The organism is Catelliglobosispora koreensis DSM 44566 (genome assembly GCF_000379685.1).
Lineage (GTDB): Bacteria > Actinomycetota > Actinomycetes > Mycobacteriales > Micromonosporaceae > Catelliglobosispora > Catelliglobosispora koreensis.
The window spans coordinates 234,504-252,412 of record NZ_KB903290.1; the positions used below are offsets into that span (position 1 = coordinate 234,504).

General features: G+C 63.0%; 17 protein-coding genes and 1 pseudogene. 9 read left to right on the forward strand and 9 right to left on the reverse strand.

The annotated features are described in order from the left end of the window. Positions 1-3: 3 nt before the first annotated feature. Genes acsA through A3E1_RS0131240 form a run of 5 tightly spaced genes read left to right on the forward strand, consistent with a single transcriptional unit; the run spans position 4 to position 5,146 of the window. Positions 4-1,776: an acetate--CoA ligase gene (gene acsA, locus A3E1_RS0131220; RefSeq protein ID WP_020524748.1), complete on the forward strand. Its 1,773-nt coding sequence runs from the start codon at positions 4-6 to the stop codon at positions 1,774-1,776. Next, a complete protein-coding gene (pdhA, locus tag A3E1_RS0131225) occupies positions 1,769-2,716 on the forward strand; it encodes a pyruvate dehydrogenase (acetyl-transferring) E1 component subunit alpha (protein ID WP_026209009.1) in 948 nt (315 codons plus the stop codon). The genes acsA and pdhA overlap by 8 nt, the downstream gene beginning before the upstream one ends. Continuing rightward, on the forward strand, positions 2,713-3,687 hold the full coding sequence (locus A3E1_RS0131230) for an alpha-ketoacid dehydrogenase subunit beta (RefSeq protein WP_026209010.1): 975 nt from the start codon (positions 2,713-2,715) through the stop codon (positions 3,685-3,687). The genes pdhA and A3E1_RS0131230 overlap by 4 nt, the downstream gene beginning before the upstream one ends. Next, a complete protein-coding gene (locus tag A3E1_RS0131235) occupies positions 3,684-4,910 on the forward strand; it encodes a dihydrolipoamide acetyltransferase family protein (RefSeq protein WP_020524751.1) in 1,227 nt (408 codons plus the stop codon). The genes A3E1_RS0131230 and A3E1_RS0131235 overlap by 4 nt, the downstream gene beginning before the upstream one ends. Beyond that, positions 4,907-5,146: an acyl carrier protein gene (locus A3E1_RS0131240; RefSeq protein ID WP_020524752.1), complete on the forward strand. Its 240-nt coding sequence runs from the start codon at positions 4,907-4,909 to the stop codon at positions 5,144-5,146. Before A3E1_RS0131235 ends, A3E1_RS0131240 begins: the two co-directional genes overlap by 4 nt. Here A3E1_RS0131240 and A3E1_RS0131245 read toward each other — a convergent pair. The 4 genes and pseudogenes from A3E1_RS0131245 to A3E1_RS48945 all read right to left on the reverse strand — a co-directional run. Beyond that, positions 5,143-5,937, reverse strand: coding sequence for an ABC transporter permease (locus A3E1_RS0131245; RefSeq protein ID WP_020524753.1), 795 nt, complete (start codon positions 5,935-5,937; stop codon positions 5,143-5,145). The genes A3E1_RS0131240 and A3E1_RS0131245 overlap by 4 nt on opposite strands. Continuing rightward, positions 5,903-6,829, reverse strand: coding sequence for an ABC transporter ATP-binding protein (locus A3E1_RS0131250; RefSeq protein ID WP_040392405.1), 927 nt, complete (start codon positions 6,827-6,829; stop codon positions 5,903-5,905). Before A3E1_RS0131250 ends, A3E1_RS0131245 begins: the two co-directional genes overlap by 35 nt. Before the next feature lie 5 nt (positions 6,830-6,834). Beyond that, positions 6,835-7,533 carry a dienelactone hydrolase family protein gene (locus A3E1_RS49255; protein WP_407637399.1) on the reverse strand — a complete coding sequence of 233 codons (699 nt, stop codon included), beginning with the start codon at positions 7,531-7,533 and terminating at the stop codon, positions 6,835-6,837. Beyond that, positions 7,510-8,142, reverse strand: a pseudogene (locus tag A3E1_RS48945) (phosphoribosyltransferase); the annotation flags it as partial. The gene A3E1_RS49255 and the pseudogene A3E1_RS48945, both read right to left, overlap by 24 nt. A 148-nt stretch (positions 8,143-8,290) precedes the next feature. On the opposite strand from A3E1_RS48945, the gene A3E1_RS0131260 reads away from it, so the two are divergent. After that, the gene (locus A3E1_RS0131260; RefSeq protein WP_020524756.1) at positions 8,291-9,112 is read left to right on the forward strand and encodes a universal stress protein; all 822 of its coding nucleotides are present in this window, start codon (positions 8,291-8,293) and stop codon (positions 9,110-9,112) included. A gap of 17 nt (positions 9,113-9,129) precedes the next feature. Then, positions 9,130-9,477 carry a VOC family protein gene (locus A3E1_RS0131265; protein WP_026209011.1) on the forward strand — a complete coding sequence of 116 codons (348 nt, stop codon included), beginning with the start codon at positions 9,130-9,132 and terminating at the stop codon, positions 9,475-9,477. A 197-nt stretch (positions 9,478-9,674) separates the two neighbouring features. Here A3E1_RS0131265 and A3E1_RS0131270 read toward each other — a convergent pair whose 3' ends face one another. From A3E1_RS0131270 to A3E1_RS43030, 4 genes are all read right to left on the reverse strand, one after another. Continuing rightward, positions 9,675-10,784: a glycosyltransferase family 4 protein gene (locus A3E1_RS0131270; protein WP_020524758.1), complete on the reverse strand. Its 1,110-nt coding sequence runs from the start codon at positions 10,782-10,784 to the stop codon at positions 9,675-9,677. 5 nt (positions 10,785-10,789) lie between these two features. After that, complete coding sequence (locus A3E1_RS0131275) at positions 10,790-10,987, reverse strand: DUF1918 domain-containing protein (RefSeq protein WP_026209012.1); 198 nt, start codon at positions 10,985-10,987, stop codon at positions 10,790-10,792. 163 nt (positions 10,988-11,150) lie between these two features. Then, positions 11,151-11,903: an SDR family NAD(P)-dependent oxidoreductase gene (locus tag A3E1_RS0131280; RefSeq protein ID WP_020524759.1), complete on the reverse strand. Its 753-nt coding sequence runs from the start codon at positions 11,901-11,903 to the stop codon at positions 11,151-11,153. A 4-nt stretch (positions 11,904-11,907) separates the two neighbouring features. Continuing rightward, on the reverse strand, positions 11,908-12,429 hold the full coding sequence (locus A3E1_RS43030) for a GyrI-like domain-containing protein (RefSeq protein ID WP_020524760.1): 522 nt from the start codon (positions 12,427-12,429) through the stop codon (positions 11,908-11,910). Between the two features lie 343 nt (positions 12,430-12,772). On the opposite strand from A3E1_RS43030, the gene A3E1_RS43035 reads away from it, so the two are divergent. Continuing rightward, positions 12,773-13,600, forward strand: a complete 828-nt coding sequence (locus A3E1_RS43035; protein WP_020524761.1) for a universal stress protein — start codon at positions 12,773-12,775, stop codon at positions 13,598-13,600. A 52-nt stretch (positions 13,601-13,652) separates the two neighbouring features. Beyond that, positions 13,653-14,612, forward strand: a complete 960-nt coding sequence (locus tag A3E1_RS0131295; RefSeq protein WP_020524762.1) for an Acg family FMN-binding oxidoreductase — start codon at positions 13,653-13,655, stop codon at positions 14,610-14,612. Here A3E1_RS0131295 and A3E1_RS0131300 read toward each other — a convergent pair. Beyond that, entirely contained in the window at positions 14,604-17,831 is a 3,228-nt protein-coding gene (locus A3E1_RS0131300; RefSeq protein ID WP_020524763.1) for a beta-phosphoglucomutase family hydrolase, read from the reverse strand. The two genes, A3E1_RS0131295 and A3E1_RS0131300, sit on opposite strands and share 9 nt — an antisense overlap. Positions 17,832-17,909: the final 78 nt, after the last annotated feature.

The window sequence follows — 17,909 nt, forward strand, 5'->3', positions numbered from 1 at the left end:
CGAATGTCGTGGGATCCGATAGGCAAGACTGAGACCCAGTGGGCGTCGGCGAACCTGACTGACTACGAAGGGGCGCGGCGAAAGTTCACGTGGGAGCAGGCACGTGAATATCTTTCCGGGCTACCGGGCGGTCAAGGGCTCAACATCGGTTACGAGGCGGTTGACCGGCACGCCTCCGGCCCGAGACGTGACAAAGTCGCGATCCGTTTCCTTGGCGCTGGCGGCGCAGTTACGGAACTGACTTACGCCATGCTTTACCAACTGACGAGCCGATTCGCCAATCTTCTTGCGTCTCTGGGGGTTCAGCCCGGCGAGCGAGTCTTCTCACTTCTCGGCCGAGAGCCAGATCTTTACGTGGCGGCGCTGGGAACGTTGCGATACCAAGGTGTTTTCTCGCCACTGTTCGCCGCGTTCGGGCCCGAACCGGTCAGGCAGCGGATCACGGCAGGCGATGGGGTGGTTCTGGTGACTACGCCACGACTATATGAGGCGAAGATTGCGCCCATCCGGCACTTGCTTGCGAGCCTGCGTCATGTGCTTGTTACAGGGCAAGGAAAAACTCCGCCAGGCACATCCAGCCTCGACGATCTGATGGCAGCCGTTGCGGACCACTTCACTGTCGCTCCAACTGATCCGCAGCAAATGGCACTCCTTCATTTCACCAGCGGCACGACCGGCATGCCCAAAGGCGCCGTCCACGTCCATGAGGCGGTCGTGGCGCATAACATGACCGCCCGCTTGGCGCTGGACTTGCACCCCGATGACATCTTCTGGTGTACAGCGGATCCCGGCTGGGTAACCGGAATGTCCTACGGCATCATCGCCCCGCTAACGCTTGGTGTCACCATCATCGCCGATGCCGGTGAGTTTGACGCCCGTCGCTGGTATCAGCAGTTAGCTGAGCAGCGCGTCACGGTCTGGTATACCGCACCTACGGCGCTGCGGATGCTGATGCGGCACCCGCCGGAACTCGCCAAGGAGCACGACCTTAGCCGCTTGCGGTTCATCGCCTCAGTGGGCGAACCGCTTAACCCCGAAGCGGTTGCCTGGGGGCAGCGAACGCTCGGCCTGGCTGTGCACGACAATTGGTGGCAGACCGAAACCGGGGCCATCATGATTTCGAACTTCGCCGGCCTGGAGGTGCGGCCCGGGTCGATGGGCCGCCCGCTGCCGGGAATCGACGCCACCATTCTTGAACGCGGTGAAGACGGACGTGCGCTCATCATCGATGGGCAGGTCCGTCCAGTGCCATCCAATGTGGATGGTGAGCTTGCGCTACGGCCGGGGTTCCCCTCTATGTTCCGCGGTTACCTGCACGAGGAGCAGCGATACGAGAAATGTTTCGCCGGCGGCTGGTACCTGACTGGCGATCTGGCGCGCTGCGATGAAGACGGATATTTCTGGTTCGTTGGGAGGGCCGATGACGTCATCAAGTCGGCCGGGCATTTGATCGGGCCGTTTGAGGTGGAAAGTGCGCTCATGGAGCACCCAGCTGTCGCCGAGGCGGGTGTCATCGGTAAGCCGGATCCGGTGGCAGGAGAGATCGTCAAAGCTTTCGTCACCTTGCGCACCGGCAACGTGCCATCGGACGAGCTGCGCCTGGATCTGCTCGCGTTCGGCCGCCGGCGGCTGGGCGCGGTCGCGCCACGCGAGATCGTCTTCGACCAGAACCTTCCCCACACGCGCAGCGGCAAGGTGATGCGGCGCCTGCTTAAAGCCCGCGACCTCGGCCTGCCAGAAGGTGACTTGTCCACGTTGGAGAGTGCACATGAATGAGTCGTTTGAACTTCTTAGGCGGATGCTGCTGATCCGGCGGTTCGAGGAACGGTGCGCAGAGCTCTACAGCAGCCAGGAAATACGCGGTTTCCTGCACCTGTACGTAGGGGAAGAGGCAGTCGCCGTGGGCGTCATGGCTGAGTTCGGGCCGGAAGACGCGATCGTTTCGACCTATCGCGAGCACGGCCATGCCCTTGCCCGCGGTGTCAGCCCTGACGCGATCATGGCTGAAATGTTTGGCAAGGCAACGGGATGCAGCGGCGGCCGGGGCGGTTCCATGCACTTGTTCGACGCGTCCACACGTTTCTATGGTGGCAATGCCATTGTTGCTGGCGGACTGCCCCTTGCGGTGGGGCTCGCGCTGGCGGACCGGATGCAGGGACGGCCTGTCGTGACCGCATGCTTCTTCGGCGACGGCGCCGTCGCCGAAGGCGAATTCCACGAGAGCATGAATCTCGCGGCGCTGTGGCGTCTTCCTGTTCTGTTCTGTTGCGAAAACAACCTCTACGCCATGGGGACGAGGATCGAGCGCACGCATGCGGTAACCGAACTCGCCGTACGAGCCGCGGGCTATGGCATGCCAGCCGAGGTTGTGGACGGCATGGACGTCCTCGCCGTGCGTGAGGTGACTCGCAAAGCTCTTAAACGGATCCGTTCTGAAGCAGGGCCACAGTTCCTGGAACTACAGACCTACCGGTTCCGTGCACATTCCATGTATGACCCCGATCGCTATCGCGACAAAGCCGAGATCGCCGAATGGAAACGGCGTGACCCGATCGACAAGCTCGCCGCCACACTCCGTCTGCCAACCGAGGACATATCAAAACTGGATACGGAGATAACGGAGGTCATTGACGCGGCTGTGGCATTCGCCCGTACGGCATCGCCGGAGAATGTCGATTCGCTGACCCGCCACGTCTACAGCGAGGTGCGCAGATGAGGACGACCTACCGGGAAGCAGTCCGCGAAGCCATACGTGAAGCGATGCGCGCTGATAGCCGTGTCTTTCTTATGGGGGAAGACGTCGGGAGGTACGGAGGTGCATTTGGCGTGAGCCTGGGGCTGCTTGAGGAGTTCGGGCCGGATCGTATACGCGACACGCCTCTGTCGGAGTCTGCGTTCACCGGAGCGGGAATCGGCGCCGCTATCGGCGGCATGCGGCCCATCGTGGAAATCATGACCGTCAACTTCAGTTTGCTCGCGCTGGATCAAATCATGAACAACGCCGCCACGTTGCGGCACATGTCCAATGGCCAAATAGGCGTACCGCTGGTGATCCGGATGACGACCGGTGCGGGCAGGCAGCTCGCGGCCCAGCATTCGCATAGCCTGGAGGGTTGGTACAGCCATATTCCGGGGCTGCGTATCCTCGCACCGGCCACTGTCGCTGACGCCAGAGGAATGCTCGCGCCCGCACTTGCCGACCCCGACCCGGTGCTGATCTTTGAACACGGCAGCCTTTACAACACCGAAGGTGAGCTGCCCGAGTCGATTCCTACCTGTGACATTTCCTCGGCGGCGATCGGGCGGACCGGCACCGATGTCACGGTCATCACCTACGGCGGCACGATGCCAGCCGTGATATCCGCGGCCGATGAGCTTGCCACGCTTGGGATATCAGCGGAAGTCGTGGACCTGCGGGTGCTGCGGCCGCTAAATGACGCGACCATCATGCAGTCGGTCCGCAAAACACACCGCGCCGTCGTCGTGGACGAAGGCTGGCGCTCTGGCAGCCTTTCGGCAGAAGTAAGTGCCCGGATCACCGAGCAAGCCTTTTTCGACCTCGACGCACCAGTCATGCGAGTATGCACGGAAGAAGTGCCGATACCGTACGCGAAACATCTTGAGGAGGCCGCGTTGCCGCGGCCGGAACGGATCGTGCGCACTGCCAGGGAGCTGGTGGGCAGATGAACACCGAGTTCCGGATGCCTTCCCTCGGCGCGGATATGGAATCCGGTGTGCTGCTGGAATGGCTGGTTCACCCGGGGGACACTGTCCATAAAGGAGATATCGTCGCGGTTGTCGACACCGCGAAGGCGGCCGTTGAGGTCGAATGTTTCACTAGCGGTGTCGTAACGGAGCTGCTCGTCGAGCCAGGCACGCGAGTGCCGGTCGGCGGGCCACTGGCCGTTATCTCGACGACCACAGGTGAACAACCGCACGCCGCGCCAACCGTGGCGGCACCGGGCGTGGTGACGTCACCGCTTGTCCGCCATCTTGCCGATCAGCTCCACGTAGATACGGGGACAACACCGGGTACTGGTGTTGGCGGCCGGATCACGCGGGCCGATGTGATCAGGCAGGCCGAGCCGGTGAGGATTTCGCCGCGGGCACGACGTCTAGCGGCCGAACGCGGCGTTGACCTGCGCACGATAGGAAGTACCACCCCCGGCAGAGTGATCACGGGTGACGAGGTGCTCGCGGCCGCAGATGCGCTGGGCCGCCCGGAACATGACGCTAAAGGCATTGACCCGCAAGCGATGCGCAACGCCATCGCACAGCTCATGGCGAAGTCCAAGAAGGAGATCCCGCACTATTATCTGACCGAGCAGATAGACATGAGCACGGCATTGGCCTGGCTGCACGAGCAAAACCGGGCACTGCCGGTAGCGCAGCGGATTCTGCCCGCTGCACTGTTACTGCGCGCTGTCGCCTCAGCATGCGCCGAAGTCCCGCAACTGAACGGTTTCTGGATAGACGGCAGCTTCGTACCAGCAGGCGGGGTTCATCTGGGGGTGGCGATTTCGTTGCGTGGTGGTGGGCTTGTCGCACCGGCGATACGCGATGCGGGCACGCTGAGCGCACCTGAACTGATGGCCGCCCTGCGTGACCTCGTCTCGCGAACCCGTGCCGGGCGGCTGCGGGCCTCCGAGATGAGCGACCCCACCATCACCGTGTCCAATCTCGGCGACCAGGGCGCCGATTCATTGCTTGGGGTCATATACCCACCGCAGGTCGCCCTCGTGGGATTTGGGCGGATTGCCGAGCGGCCGTGGGCGTCCGGCGGAATGCTTGGCGTCCGGCCGGTGGTGACGGCCAGCCTGGCCGCAGACCATCGCGCGACCGATGGAGTCACCGGAGCCCTTTTTCTGCAAGCGATCGCACGCCAGCTACAGCTTCCGGAGGAGAAATGAATACCAGCGAGGCCATCGTTTTGGTCCGGCGATGCGTGCATGAAGTGGCGCCTGACATCGACATGGAATCGATCAGCGACGATGCGCATCTGCAGGAGACTCTGCACTTGGACTCGCTCGACTTCCTGCAGGTAGTGGAGCTATTGAGCAGCCGAAGCGGGATACGTATCGATGAGGAGGACTATCCTCGGCTGGCTACCATCGCGAGCGCCGCGGCGTTCCTGGCACAGCATTAGTGTGCTGCGATATCCCGCCGGCTAAACAGTGGGATAGCAGCCAGCACAAAGGCTGCGGCCGCGGCCACCATCCAAAGGAAGCTCAGGCTGAGCCCGCCGCCAAGGGGGCCTTCACGCAGTGCTTGGTGGAACGGTGATAAAGGCTGCCAAGGCTGCACGGAGTCCACGATCTGCCCGGCCGCGTAAAGAACATAAGCTGCGACAGCCAGGGTCGTAGCGGCACCGATCGCAAGACTGCGCCTTCCAGTGATCGCGCCGATGGCCAAGGCCAGGAAGCCAAACTCGATCCCCAGCAGCATCATGGCTGTCGTAGCGGCCGCGAGCGTGGCCGCACCGATACCCAGGCCGAAGAGGACCGAACTTACCGCCAGCGTGACGTACACCCCAGCACCGAGCACGGCGACACCGGTGACGAGCGCTGCCGCTTGCTGTAGCAGCATCCGACCCGGCGATAAGGGCGTCACGAGGAGCACGTCAAGTGTTCCGGATTCCTCCTCTCCAGCGATGGCCCGCGCACCCCGGCCGATACCGAAAATGATGAAGAACAGTGGCAGCAGGGCACTGAACAGTTCGGCGTTCATAAAGCCTGTGCCGGTCGTGAACTGCTCAAGATTGAACAGCTTTCGCATCGGTTCCGGGTAGGCGGCCAGCAGATCCTTCCACGCCGACATGTCGCGAATGGACGGCCAGATAGCCGCTTCGATCACGATAAAGATGATGATCCCGGCAGTCCAGCCGAGGAGCGCTTTTCGTTGGTCACGCAATGCTTTGAGGTACAGGTTGCGGAACATTCTGGTCGCCTCCTCCGCGGTAGTAGCTCAAGAAGATTTCTTCAAGGTCTGGCTCGTGGGACACGACCTGTTCGATACCAAAGGGTGCGGCGATCTGGAACAGCTCCGCCATCGGCCCCTCGACCGTCAGGCGGACGGTTTTCGCGTTGTGCTCCAGGCTTTTGACGCCCGCGACAGAGCGCAGCGTGTCCGTCGGCGGTGCGGACAGGAAAGTGATGTCGACATGCCGGACAGCTTGCGTTTTCAGCACCTCCACCGATTCGACGACTTCCAGATGGCCTTCGTGGAGGATGCCGATGGTGTCAGCGACCGCCTGAACCTCGGACAGTACGTGTGAGGAAAGGAATACTGTCTGGCCACGGTTGGCGGCCTCCCGCACGAGGCTTAGGAATTCCCGCTGTATCAAGGGATCCAGGCCAGCTGTGGGCTCGTCGAGGAGAAGTAGGTCTGGCTGATGCATAAAAGCTTGAACGACACCAAGCTTCTGTCGGTTTCCGTGCGACAGATCGCCTATCCGGGTCGTCAAGTCGAGCCCCAGACGCCCTGTCAGATCATCCACAATGGACCAATCGACGTTGCCCCGGAGATTGGCGAGGAACGTCAGATAATTGCGGCCAGTGAGGTCCCGGTAGGCAACGAACTCGCCTGGCAGATAACCGATACGCCGCTGCATTTCCTCCCGGTCACGGACGGCGTCCAATCCAAAGACAACCGCGGTTCCGTTTGTTGGCCGGATGAGGCCGGCGAGAATCCGGGTAGTGGTGGTCTTTCCCGCCCCGTTCGCACCCAGGTAGCCGAACACCGTTGCGGGCTCGATCGTGAGATCCACGCCGATGAGCGCGTTTTTGCGGCCATACTTCTTGGTTAGTCCGGTGGTTTTTATCGCGTCCATCAGGCTCACCCCGCCGGGGCAGTCGCCGGGCGCAGCAAATGCTGCGCGAACCAGTCCCGGGCTAGCGTCGCGGCAGTTTCCAGGGTGCCCGGTTCCTCGAACAGGTGCGACGCACCCGGGACCACCATTACCTCGTGCGGGCATGTCATGAGCGCTGCCGCTTGTTCGTTGAGCCGCAGCACCTGAGGATCATTGCCGCCCACGATCAGCAGCGTCGGTGCCTGTACCTGGGATAGCCGCGATGCGGCCAGATCCGGGCGGCCGCCCCGCGAGACAATGGCGGTCACATCCGCGTGTGGCTTGCCAGCCGCCCAGAGTGCCGCGGCGCTGCCTGTGCTGGCCCCGAACCAGCCAATAGGCAGCCCGGCTGACCATGGTTGCCGGCGTACCCAGCGGGTCGTCGCCACCAGCCGGCCGGCCAGGAGCTCGATGTCGAACACGTTGGCCCGGTCCCCGCCCTCCTGCCCGGTGAGCAGGTCGAACAAGAGTGTGCCGAGCCTGGCCTCGTTGAGGAGATGTGCGACGTAGGCATTGCGTGGGCTGTGCCGGCTGCTGCCACTGCCGTGTACGAAAATGACCAGCCCACGGGCGTCTGGTGGAAGTGTTAGGTCACCGATGAGCTCTGCGTCAGTGGTGTTGATGTGTACCTCTGCGAGTGTCTTGCCGGGCCGGTTCTGATGCCCAGCTTCGGCCAGTATTGCCATCACTTCGTCGTCGCTCACCTCGCTGAAGTCTTGATACCACTGGCCGACAGCCCGCAGCCACTGCGGCATCTCAAGGCAAACGACCTCATCGGCGACTGGCCTCAGGGCCGTCACCGCCTGCGGGGCGGCAACGGGGACGGCAAGCACCACGTGCGCCGCACCCATTGCCCGCGCGACTTGGCAGGCCGCCTTGGCGGTGGCGCCAGTAGCCATGCCGTCATCGACGATGACAACCGTCCGCCCGGCGACGGAGATAGCCGGCCTGTTCTGCCGGAACAGCGAAGCACGGCGGCGTACGTTGTCCTCTTCCTGCTTTTGGATGGCCCTGAGCTGGTCATTGGAGGCGCCCGCCATGGGCAGCACTGACCGGTTTAGGATCACGACGCCTCGTTCTCCCACCGCGCCCATAGCCAGCTCCCGGTTGCCTGGGGCCCCCAGCTTGCGGACGACGATCACATCCAAGGGCGCGTGAAGCCTTTTGGCCACCTCAGCCGCGACTGGAACTCCACCGCGTGGCAATCCCAGCACGATCACATCCCGGCCACTATGCCCAGCAAGCCGTCCAGCCAATCTGCGCCCGGCATCGGTGCGGTCAACGAATATCATCACAGCCTCCAGTCCGCGGTGAATACCTTCAATGTCCACCTGTGCGGGATTGTCTGGCCAGGGAATCTCGGCTGCGGTCTCGGGACTTAAGTCCTAGTTCATGGGCCCTTACCACCTGTGCCAGGCAGATCCGGGCCGTCACCGTGGAGGTATGGGCAAGCATGTTCTCGCAGGCGTCTGTGATTCGGATGGATCTCGTGCCGCTGCGGCGTTCGCCGCGCGGCTTGCCCACGCCAATGGTGCGCCGTTGCAGTTGCTGCACGTCTATGAGGAACCGTTTCTCGGCTACGGCCCGCGTGTCTTAGCCGGGACCTACACCATTGCCGAACCTCAAGCACAAGCACAGGCGCTCGCTCTCATCGCGCAAGAAACCAGGCGTCTGGCTTTCACATTCCCTGGCCTGACCGTGATGGCACAGATACGAGAAGGCGATGCCGCGCGGGTACTGTCCGTGGAGTCGAGGAAGGCGGCTATCACCGTGCTGGGCCCGGCAGCGGCACGACAGGGACACGGCGCGAGCCCACATTCGATCCCGGCCACGGTAGCCGCGCACGGCCATCACGCGGTGGTGATCGTGAACCCTGGCGGGCAGGAACACGGCCCAGTGCTGGTCGGGGTCGACGGCACCCGTCCCGGGCAGGCCGCAGTCGGTTTCGCCGTGCGCCAGGCACTAGCACTGGACGTTCCGCTTGTCGCCATCAATGTCTATGCCGGCCCGGCGACCGAAGCCGAGGAACTGCTGCGTATGTCGCTGCTGCCGTGGGAAACGGTGCACCCCCAGCTCAGAACCGTGTTGCGTCCCATTCATAGCGCCAGCCCCGAATACGCGATGGCCGACGAGTCACAACACGCCAGCCTGACAGTCGTCGGCTCGCATGGCCACGCCGGCTATTTGGCTCTTCTGCTTGGCTCGGTAAGCCAGCATCTCGTGCGCGAAGGCACCAGCCCGGTCGCCATCGTGCATGTGCCATAAGGAAAGGAGTAGGACCAATGCCTGGGCCTGTTGTGCACTGGGAGATCGGTGGCCGTGATATGGCCGCGTTGGCTGAATTCTACCGTGCGGCCTTTGACTGGACGATGACGCCAGCCGGGCCGGAGTACACCCTGGTGGAATCAAACGGTCAGGGTGTCGGTGGCGGAATTATGCAATGCCGCGAAGGAATGCCGCCGTACGTCACGGTCTACTTTGGAGTGCCAGATCTCGAAGCGAAGCTGCGTGATGTGGAGCGGCTGGGTGGAAAGACTGTCGTGCCGCCAACGCAGGTTCGGCCGGGAATGTCGTTCGCGCTGTTTTCCGACCCCGAAGGAAATGTGGTCGGCATCCTGCACGAAGGCTGATAGGGGACCGCTGGCGGCAACCACAGAGGTTGCCGCCAAACGGAAACGATGTGACACCCGTCGGCCGGTGATGGCGCCAGTTAGGACAAGCAGTCGCCCATCTTGATGATGGTGGGTCTTGCAGCTCGGCTGCCTTCCCTCTGCAGGTCCGCCCTATTGTCTCCTTGTCGGCGGGTGCCACTTATAGGATCGACTCGCTATTGCTGCATTGCTAGGGCCGAAAGTCCCGGTTTCTTAGCCAGCGTCTGTGCCATCGCCGCGCGGTAGGCGTTTTCGTAGCCGCTTGCCAAACGGTCGGCGTTGAAGCGCAGAGTCACACGCCTGCGGCACGCCGCCGGATTGATCTGGTGGACCTGCCGGATCGCTTCAGCCAGTTCATGCGGATGGTCGCAGATGAGGCCGGTCTCGCCGTGGCCGACGATTTCGGATACGGCGCCCCCGCGGAGGGCGATAACCGGTGTGCCGCAGGCCATTGCCTCGATGAGAACCATGCCGAAGGGTTCTTCCCATTGGATGGGGAAGAGCAGGCACTTGGCGGCGGCCAGGAGAATCCGCTTTTCCTCCGCGTTTGCCATGCCGTAGAAGTGGTCAGACGATGTCATCCGCGGCTGGATTTCCCTGTCGAAGTATTCCTTCTCAACAGGCTCAGCACATTTGCCCGCCAGCACCAGTGGTATGCCAGCGGCATGGGCGGCGTCCAATGCCAGATGCGCGCCTTTGTCTTGGTGAAAGCGTCCGAGGAACAATGCGTAATCCTCTTTGCGTTCCTGGTAGGGCCAGTCGTGAATCGACAGTGCGTTGTGGACAGTGCCGATCCATGGCAAGCCCGGCGCTAGTTCTCGTTGCCGGTGGCTGATAGCCACCAGCTGGATGTGATCTCGCAGGCTTTTGTATAGCAGGCCGAGATCGCCGTTCACTGGCCCATGCACGGTCACCACCGTTGCCAGCCCGAGCGTGGCGAAGAACGGGGCGTTCAACGGCCCGCCACCAGTGTGGTCATGCACGACGTCCAAACCATCAGTGGCATGCAATTCAGCCACCGCCTGGCGTGCCAGAGAAGTATGAGCGATCTCCGGGAACGCCTCGCCCAGCCGGCCGGCGACCGCCTCGGGCCACACCGCAAGGAAATCCGCCTTGGTGCCATTGGTGCCGGCGCCAATCATGGTCACTTGATGGCCGTGCTCAACGAGAGCGTTGGCCAGGTCGGCGACGACAGCTTCCACGCCACCATAGGCACGCGGCGGAATGTCGAAGTAGGGCGGCACAACGAGCGCAATACGCAGGTTGCCGTCGGGTGCGCTATCCATCGTGGTCACCCCTGGCTGCCACGGTTATCCAGATGGCAATCGGGGCCAGGCGAGAACAGAGCTTGATGACCGGTGTCCAACCACTTGACCCAGTAAGGTGGGCTGCCATCGTCGTGTTCTACCTTTTCAATGACCGCGATTCGCCGCGGAACCTCAGTACGGTGGCTTTCAATGATTAACCGGTCGCCAATTCGTGCTTTCATGACCCCTCCACGGTGATTTTCAGTTTCTTGCGGCGCTGGCGGCGGCACCAAGCCTGTTTCACCTCAGCCCGCACAGCAGAGCGGCGATTGGTCGTTCACGAATTTCATGGTCGCACCACTCGTCATGGTGCGTCCCTTGGTCTTTGGAAATCGCAGGGGCTCGCTAGATGGCAGACCAGCCACCGTCGCAAGGAAGAATGACCCCATTGACGTTGCTGGACTCGTCACTGAGCAGCCACACAATGACTGCGGCGACCTCATCTGCGGCCGCCACAGGCGGAATCGTCGCCTGCATCATCGGTCCTAGAACCGCGGCCGCGTGCTGCGACTTGAACGGTGCCTCGATGTTGGTCGCCACCGGGCCGGGTGCTACGGCGTTGGCCCGGATGCCGTTGGCCTTGTAGAAAACCGCGGTGCTCTTTGTCAGGCCGTTAACAGCATGTTTGGACGCCGTGTACGCCACGCCGGAAGCCGACGCGCGCAGGCTGGCTTCGGATGACACATTGACAATTGATCCTTTTCCTGCCGCTAGCATCAGCGGGAGCACCGCGCGGGTCATTCGCATGACCCCAGTGGTATTGACCGCGAACACATGTTCCCAGGTCGCGTCGTCAACCTCTGCCGGAGGCAGGAACGCGTCCATGATTCCGGCAACGTTGGCCAAGCCGTCGACACGGCCGTTTGCTGCCTGAAGCACCGCGTGGGCGTGTGCTTCGGTGGAAACGTCGCCGGAAACGGTGATGAACCCGGACGCCGGGTGTTCCTTGGCCAGTGCCTCAAGCCGGTCGGCGGAGATGTCAGAGGCGATGACTGTCGCGCCCGCCCCGGCAAGACGCAACGCTGTCGCAAGGCCGATCCCTGATCCGGCCCCGGTGACGACGACGGTTTTGCCGCCGAATGCCCGCTGGTTATCCATACCGTCAGGCTGGGGTGCCAGACCTTTGCCGGCCTAGGGCCGAAGGACCCGTTGCCGCTAGTGCGGATGGCACGAACGGGACGAAGACGTCCGTGCGCCACGTGGCTGGGTCGGGCTCGGATGCCGGGTCGGAGTAGTAAACCTCCCAGTGCGGTCCTGCCTGCTGGAATCCGTGCACGTCAAGCCAGGCTTGCACATCTTTGTAGGCATCACTCAACTGCTCGTACGGGCCAAAGTGTGTGGTTACGGCCGCCATCCCGGCGGGTAGCGCCGACATGACGACCCGCCGGTCTCTGATAAACGTGTGCTGTACTGGGAATCCGGCCTCCACGTCCACAGCATCGCCGCGGAAGGCGAACCTTCCATAGGGCGGGCCGGTTGCGGAAACGTGTTGGGCGGCAAGAACCGTGATGATCTCCCCGTAGGCCTTTTGGAGCCACGGCGCCAGCTGCCCGAGTGGCACCGTGGCATGAATCGCTGCTGTCGGCTGTAGCGGCAGCGTAAGTTCCTTGACCGAATAGCTCATGGCGTTTCACCCCCACAACGGGAGATTAGGACGCTACGACTGGACGCCGAAGGGCCTTAAGTCCCGGCAACGGCGGTCCTTTGAGCCTTCTGATGCGTTCGCGGCACGGCAGATCATCAAGACATGGCAACGACATTGGAGGCGGCGATGGAAACCAAGCGCGTACTGACCCTGACTTTGACCAGACCCCAAGCCACGCGAGCTGAGCCGCAACCGCAGACCCAGCGAGTATGCAAACCCACTGCCTACCGTCAGGCAAGCCGCCGCCGGCGGAGGTGGTTCAGCTGCCAGATAGGGCAGCGGCGTACCTGACCGCGGTGGCGTGAGTTTAGCGAGGTGTCCGATGCAACAGACACTGGCCGGCCCGGCCGTGGTCGCCGGGTTCGACGGTTCATTTGAGTCACGATGGGCGCTGCGCTGGGCAGCTAGTGAGGCCCGGCGCCGCAACCTGCCTCTGCATGCCGTGCACGTCGTGCAGTGGCCCACTTCAGTGCTGCCTATGCCGCTGGACTGGCTTAGCGGCGATCTGCAAGAACTGCTACGCAAGGACATGGAAGATACCGCGGCTGCCAACGACGGCCCCGCTCCAGAGGTCTCCATTGTGGAGGGCTCCGTGGTGGGCAGGCTCTGCGAGCTATCACAAGGTGCGGCAATGCTCGTCGTGGGTGCACACGGAGAAGCAGGGCTTTCCGGCCAGCTCATTGGCTCAGTTGCCTTCTCCGCCGCGGCCAACGCGTCATGCCCAGTTGTGGTAATACGCGGCCACTATGAGCTTCCAGACGCTTCGAAGCTTCCCATTGTGGCCGGCATCGACGGTGTCGAAAACGGTGCCCGAGTGCTCGAATTCGCGCTTGCCGCGGGAGCCGCTCGCCAGTGCGCGGTTCTTGCTGTGCGGGCGTGTGCCCCCGCCGGCCAATCGCACATCGGCGACGATGACCACCGGATGCTGGAACAGGTTGTGGCGATTCACCGGGCCACCTATCCGTCGGTGGAGATGTGGGCGCAGGCTGACGAAGGGGCGCCAAGCGAAGTGCTCATCGCATTGTCGAAGAGTGCGCAGCTAGTAGTGGCTGGAGCGCACGGCGAAGGCGGCTCTGGTGGGCCGCTGCTAGGTGCTGTTAGTCAGCAACTGCTACAGCATGCCAGTTGCCCTGTCGCTATCGTCCGCTAACAGTTAGGCACGTTCTGCTGCGAGGAGGCCAGCTGTGGCCGATCCTGGGACTATGGTGCGACAAGCACTGATGCAGGCCGCGCGAGACGCGCTGGCCGCACCATCGATCTACAACACGCAGCCGTGGCGTTGGAACGTTACGGCTGAGGGCTTGGAACTGTGGGCCGACCTCGACCGTCATTTGAAGGTCACTGACGCCGATGGCAGGCAGCTAATGATCAGCTGTGGCTGCGCCTTGCACCATGCGGTGGTCGCCTTGGCTGCCAGTGGCTGGCAACCTGTCGTGCGGCGGCTGCCGGATCCGGGCCGCCGCCATCTTGCTGCGGACATTAACGTCATGCCGCTCGCTGCGCCTGCAGCGCAAGACATCGCCATGTACGGGGCTATGCGCCAGCGCCACACCGACCGGCGGGCGTTTACGGCTGAGCCTGTTCCGGCGCGGGTGCTGAGCGGCTTGGCCGCGGCCGCCGAAAGGCAAGGCGCACATCTCTATTTCGTCACCACCTCACAGCTCGGCGCGCTGCGCGAGGCTGCGCAAGTGGCAGAGGTGGCCCACCAAGCTGATCCTGCCTACCGTGCTGAGCTCGCGGCGTGGGCGCACCGGCCGCCGCAGGCAGGTGATGGCATCGCCCCCGGCACCGCTGTGGACCCGTCTATGCGCCGCGTCCCAGTGCGCGTTTTCGGCCCGCTGGGTTTCGGCCGGTCCGCGGGGCTAGAACATGACGCGGGGGCGAGCTACGGCATCGTCTTCACCGACACTGATGAGCGGGTGGACTGCATCCGGGCTGGAGAAGCACTATCGGCTGTCCTGTTGACTGCGGTGTCGTCGGGGCTGGCGACAGCACCGGTCAGCGATGTCATTGAGGTGCCGCGGTCACGGCGGCTGCTGCAGGGCTTGCTCGCGGGTGGAGGATACCCACAGATCGCGGTGCGTATTGGGTACTCGCCAAAAGAGGAGATTTCTGGGGTTGCGCCTCGCCGCGACCCAGACTCGGTGATCACGTCATCGTAGGCGTGGAATAGACAGGCTCTGGCCCGCACTGAGCTGCTGCTGCTGTCCGCAAACACAGACGGTGATGGGCGGGGCCTGGCAGGGGCGCAGGGTAAGCCGGGTGGTTTGGTGGGTGATGTCCATAACGATCCAGTGCCCTCGGTAGAGCAATTCAGCGTGCAGGGTCCGAATTTTGCGGGGCAGCCGGGGGTTGACGTAGAGCCTGTCGTGGCGCATTTCCAGCCCGGTGTAGCAACGCAAGACGATATCCACGGTTCCGGCCATGGCTCCGAGATGGATGCCGGTGCGGGTGGTGCCGCCACGCGTATCGGCCAAATCTGCTTGCAGCGCTTCGGTAAAGAGGCTCCATGACTGCTCCCGGTTGCCGCGTGCCTGCACCCAGGCATGGGCGATGCGGCTGAGGCTCGAGCCGTGTGCAACCCGGGCTAGGTAATAGCTGACCGTTTTACGCATCGTCTTGGCCTGCAGCCGGTAGCCAAGTCGTGTGAAGGTCTCTTGTAGCTCCTCGGTTGACAGCAGGTAAAACAGCATGAGCACGTCGGCTTGCTTGGAAAGCTTGTACCGGTTGGGATCCTCACCGCGTGCGCGTAGTACCGCGTCGATGCCGACGAAGTCGCCGTGTGCCGCGCGGTAGCTTTCCCAGTCGAATTCGGCGAGGGTTTCGTAGCCGGCGAACTGGCTGATGACACCGTCGTGGAAGACAACCCGCATTTGCCTGCTCATGGCTTCCCACCTGGCGGTCTCCGCTTGACTTATGCCGAGCTGTTCCCACAGTTGCCCGCAGGGGTATCCGGCGAGCAGGTCGATGACGTCAAGGGCACGCTGCAGTACCCACGATGTCATGACGTTGGTGTAGGCGTTGTCGCGTAAGCCTGGCAGTCCCGACGCGGGGTCGGTGTCGTGGTATTCGTCTGGGCCGACGACGCCGGCGATGCCGAAGCGGCCGTCAGCTGGGTCGTATTCGGTGAGGCTGGCCAAATAGCGGGTGATTTCGATGATGAGTTCGGCTCCGTAGTCGGCCATGAAGCTGACGTCACCCGTGGCTTGGTAGTACTGCCAGACGTCGTAGGCGATGGAGATGCCGATGTGGCGCTGCAGGTGTGAGTGGTCGCGCAGCCAGCGCCCGGTGGTGGTGTCGAATAGTTCACGTGGAGTGACTTCGCGGCCGTCGCTCGCGCTTTGCCATGGGAACATCGCCCCCCGCTTGCCATGTGCCTTGGCCGCGCGCCTTGCGGCATCGAGTCGGCGCCACCGGTAAAGCAGCAATGAACGGGTCAATCCAGGTAGCCGCAGGTTCAGAGCGGGGAAGGCGAACATGGCGTCCCAGAACACGTGGCCGTGGTATCCCTCGCCGTGCAGGCCACGGGCTGGTACCCCGGCGTCGATCTGGGCGGTGTGCGGAGACAGTGTTTGCAGTAGATGGAAGGTGTGCAGCCGCAATGCCAAAGTGACCTCGGCCGCGGCGTCGAGTGTGATGTCGAAACGCTCCCACAGCCGCGCCCAGGCGCGCTCGTGATCGAGCCGAAGCTCATCGAAGGTGCCGGCGTTGGCGAGTTCGGTGATGACGGCAGATGCGGGTTCGCTGATCGCGGGATCCCGGGAGGTTGCCACAGCGGCGATCTTCTCGACGGTGACAGGCCGCTGTGGTGTGAGTTCGATGGTAAACCTTGTTCCTGCATAGTCATTGCGGCCGGTTGAAGGCGTTTGGATAAGCGGGATGCTGTGTCCGGCGGTATCGCGGGCGTCAGTTCTTGCGGCTACAGCGATGCGAATGCGTGACTGGTTCGTGGTGCTGACAAGAACGACGGTGCCGGGTTCCGGATTGGACGCTGACTCCGTTATCAAGTGTGTCTTGGCAAGTGGAGCGTCGTCGGGCAGATTGCTGTTGCTGACACCGCCGTCAATCGCTGACTCAACTTCGACGCTTCCTGCCCAGTCTTCCGCGGTGATGACTGATTCCATCGCGACCAGATGTGGTTGCGCCATATGGGTAAACCGGTGTTGCACCAGACGTGTGTGGCGGCCTTGCTGGTCCTGGAAACGTATGTCCCGGGTCAGGACACCCGCGCGCAGATTGAGTTCTTGGCGGTAGCTCGTGATGTCAGACGACTCCGGGGTAAACCAGGCCTGGCCGTTGATGCGCAGTCGCAGGGGGAGCCAGTTGGGAACGTTGACCAGGTGTTCGTGCTCTAGGCGATGCCCGTCGGCGACAGTGGTGGCCAGGCGGTTGTACACGCCAGCGAGGTATGAGCCTGGGTAGTGCACACCGTCGGCGGCGCATTCTGGTGCGGCACCGCGGGTGGCCAGGTAGCCGTTGCCGGTGGTGCATAAGGCTTCACGCAGGCCTTCGCGTAACGGGTCGTAGCCGTCGTATGCCAGTATCCAATCTGAGCGGGGAAAGCCCCCGCCACAAAAGTCGGGTTCAGGGCCGGCCATGCCAGGAAGCGCATGCAGCCTCGTCAGGTCCAGCGGAAGCTCGCTGAGGTCTTCAACAACAAAGTCTGCTCCGGCGCGAGTAAGTGACCTATCGGCGTCGTCGCGGCCAACGCCGATGACAAGGGCGAACCCGCCGCGGCTGGCGGCCTCGACACCAGAGATCGCATCCTCGATGACCGCCGCGCGGTCAGGAGAAACATTGAGCCTGCGGGCCGCCTCAAGGTACGTGGCTGGATCCGGTTTGCCTGGAAGACCAAGGGAAGTGGCGTCAACGCCGTCCACAATGGAGTCGGCCAATGACCGGATGCCTGCCCGGTCAAGGATCTCACCGGCGTTACGGCTCGCCGTCACTATCGCGGTACGCACTCCGGCGCGGCGCAGTTGCTTCAGCAAAGCCAGCGCGGAGGGGAACACCCGTACACCGCTCTTGCTTAGGAGAGCATGGAAGATGTCGTTCTTCAGATTGGCGACAGCCCAGACTGTGCCGGTACCCGGGGCGTCGCCATGGCTGCCTGCTGCCAAATCGATGCCACGCGAGATCAGAAAGCTCTGCGCGCCATCGAATCTCGGTCGTCCATCGACGAACATCCGGTACTCGCCGACCGGGTCAAACAGGCGAGCCCGGCTGCCGGTTCGCGACGCGAGCAGCTGGTCGAACGCTTGTTTCCAGGCGGCGGCGTGCAAGCTCGCGGTATCGGTGACGACTCCATCAAGGTCGAATATGACGGCGTCGACATGTTCAATCCGCAGCCGCGCAGCCGCGGCGGGTATGGTCCCGGTCATTTCGTCCCTCGCACGGCAGATCCGTCTCTGGGTCCAGGCTGCCTGCTTTCACCGGGCTGTGCCCAGGGCCGAAAGTCC

Coding starts and splice junctions, on each gene's coding strand:
- A3E1_RS0131245 (WP_020524753.1), bottom strand. CDS start 5,937: ATGTTCCGCAACCTGTACCTCAAAGCATTGCGTGACCAACGAAAAGCG.
- A3E1_RS0131280 (WP_020524759.1), bottom strand. CDS start 11,903: ATGGATAACCAGCGGGCATTCGGCGGCAAAACCGTCGTCGTCACCGGG.
- A3E1_RS43030 (WP_020524760.1), bottom strand. CDS start 12,429: ATGAGCTATTCGGTCAAGGAACTTACGCTGCCGCTACAGCCGACAGCA.
- A3E1_RS0131270 (WP_020524758.1), bottom strand. CDS start 10,784: ATGGATAGCGCACCCGACGGCAACCTGCGTATTGCGCTCGTTGTGCCG.
- A3E1_RS0131235 (WP_020524751.1), top strand. CDS start 3,684: ATGAACACCGAGTTCCGGATGCCTTCCCTCGGCGCGGATATGGAATCC.
- A3E1_RS0131240 (WP_020524752.1), top strand. CDS start 4,907: ATGAATACCAGCGAGGCCATCGTTTTGGTCCGGCGATGCGTGCATGAA.
- A3E1_RS0131275 (WP_026209012.1), bottom strand. CDS start 10,987: ATGAAAGCACGAATTGGCGACCGGTTAATCATTGAAAGCCACCGTACT.
- A3E1_RS0131295 (WP_020524762.1), top strand. CDS start 13,653: ATGGTGCGACAAGCACTGATGCAGGCCGCGCGAGACGCGCTGGCCGCA.
- A3E1_RS0131265 (WP_026209011.1), top strand. CDS start 9,130: ATGCCTGGGCCTGTTGTGCACTGGGAGATCGGTGGCCGTGATATGGCC.
- A3E1_RS49255 (WP_407637399.1), bottom strand. CDS start 7,533: ATGGCAATACTGGCCGAAGCTGGGCATCAGAACCGGCCCGGCAAGACA.
- A3E1_RS0131250 (WP_040392405.1), bottom strand. CDS start 6,829: ATGGACGCGATAAAAACCACCGGACTAACCAAGAAGTATGGCCGCAAA.
- A3E1_RS0131260 (WP_020524756.1), top strand. CDS start 8,291: ATGGGCAAGCATGTTCTCGCAGGCGTCTGTGATTCGGATGGATCTCGT.
- A3E1_RS43035 (WP_020524761.1), top strand. CDS start 12,773: ATGCAACAGACACTGGCCGGCCCGGCCGTGGTCGCCGGGTTCGACGGT.
- A3E1_RS0131230 (WP_026209010.1), top strand. CDS start 2,713: ATGAGGACGACCTACCGGGAAGCAGTCCGCGAAGCCATACGTGAAGCG.
- acsA (WP_020524748.1), top strand. CDS start 4: ATGTCGTGGGATCCGATAGGCAAGACTGAGACCCAGTGGGCGTCGGCG.
- A3E1_RS0131300 (WP_020524763.1), bottom strand. CDS start 17,831: ATGACCGGGACCATACCCGCCGCGGCTGCGCGGCTGCGGATTGAACAT.
- pdhA (WP_026209009.1), top strand. CDS start 1,769: ATGAATGAGTCGTTTGAACTTCTTAGGCGGATGCTGCTGATCCGGCGG.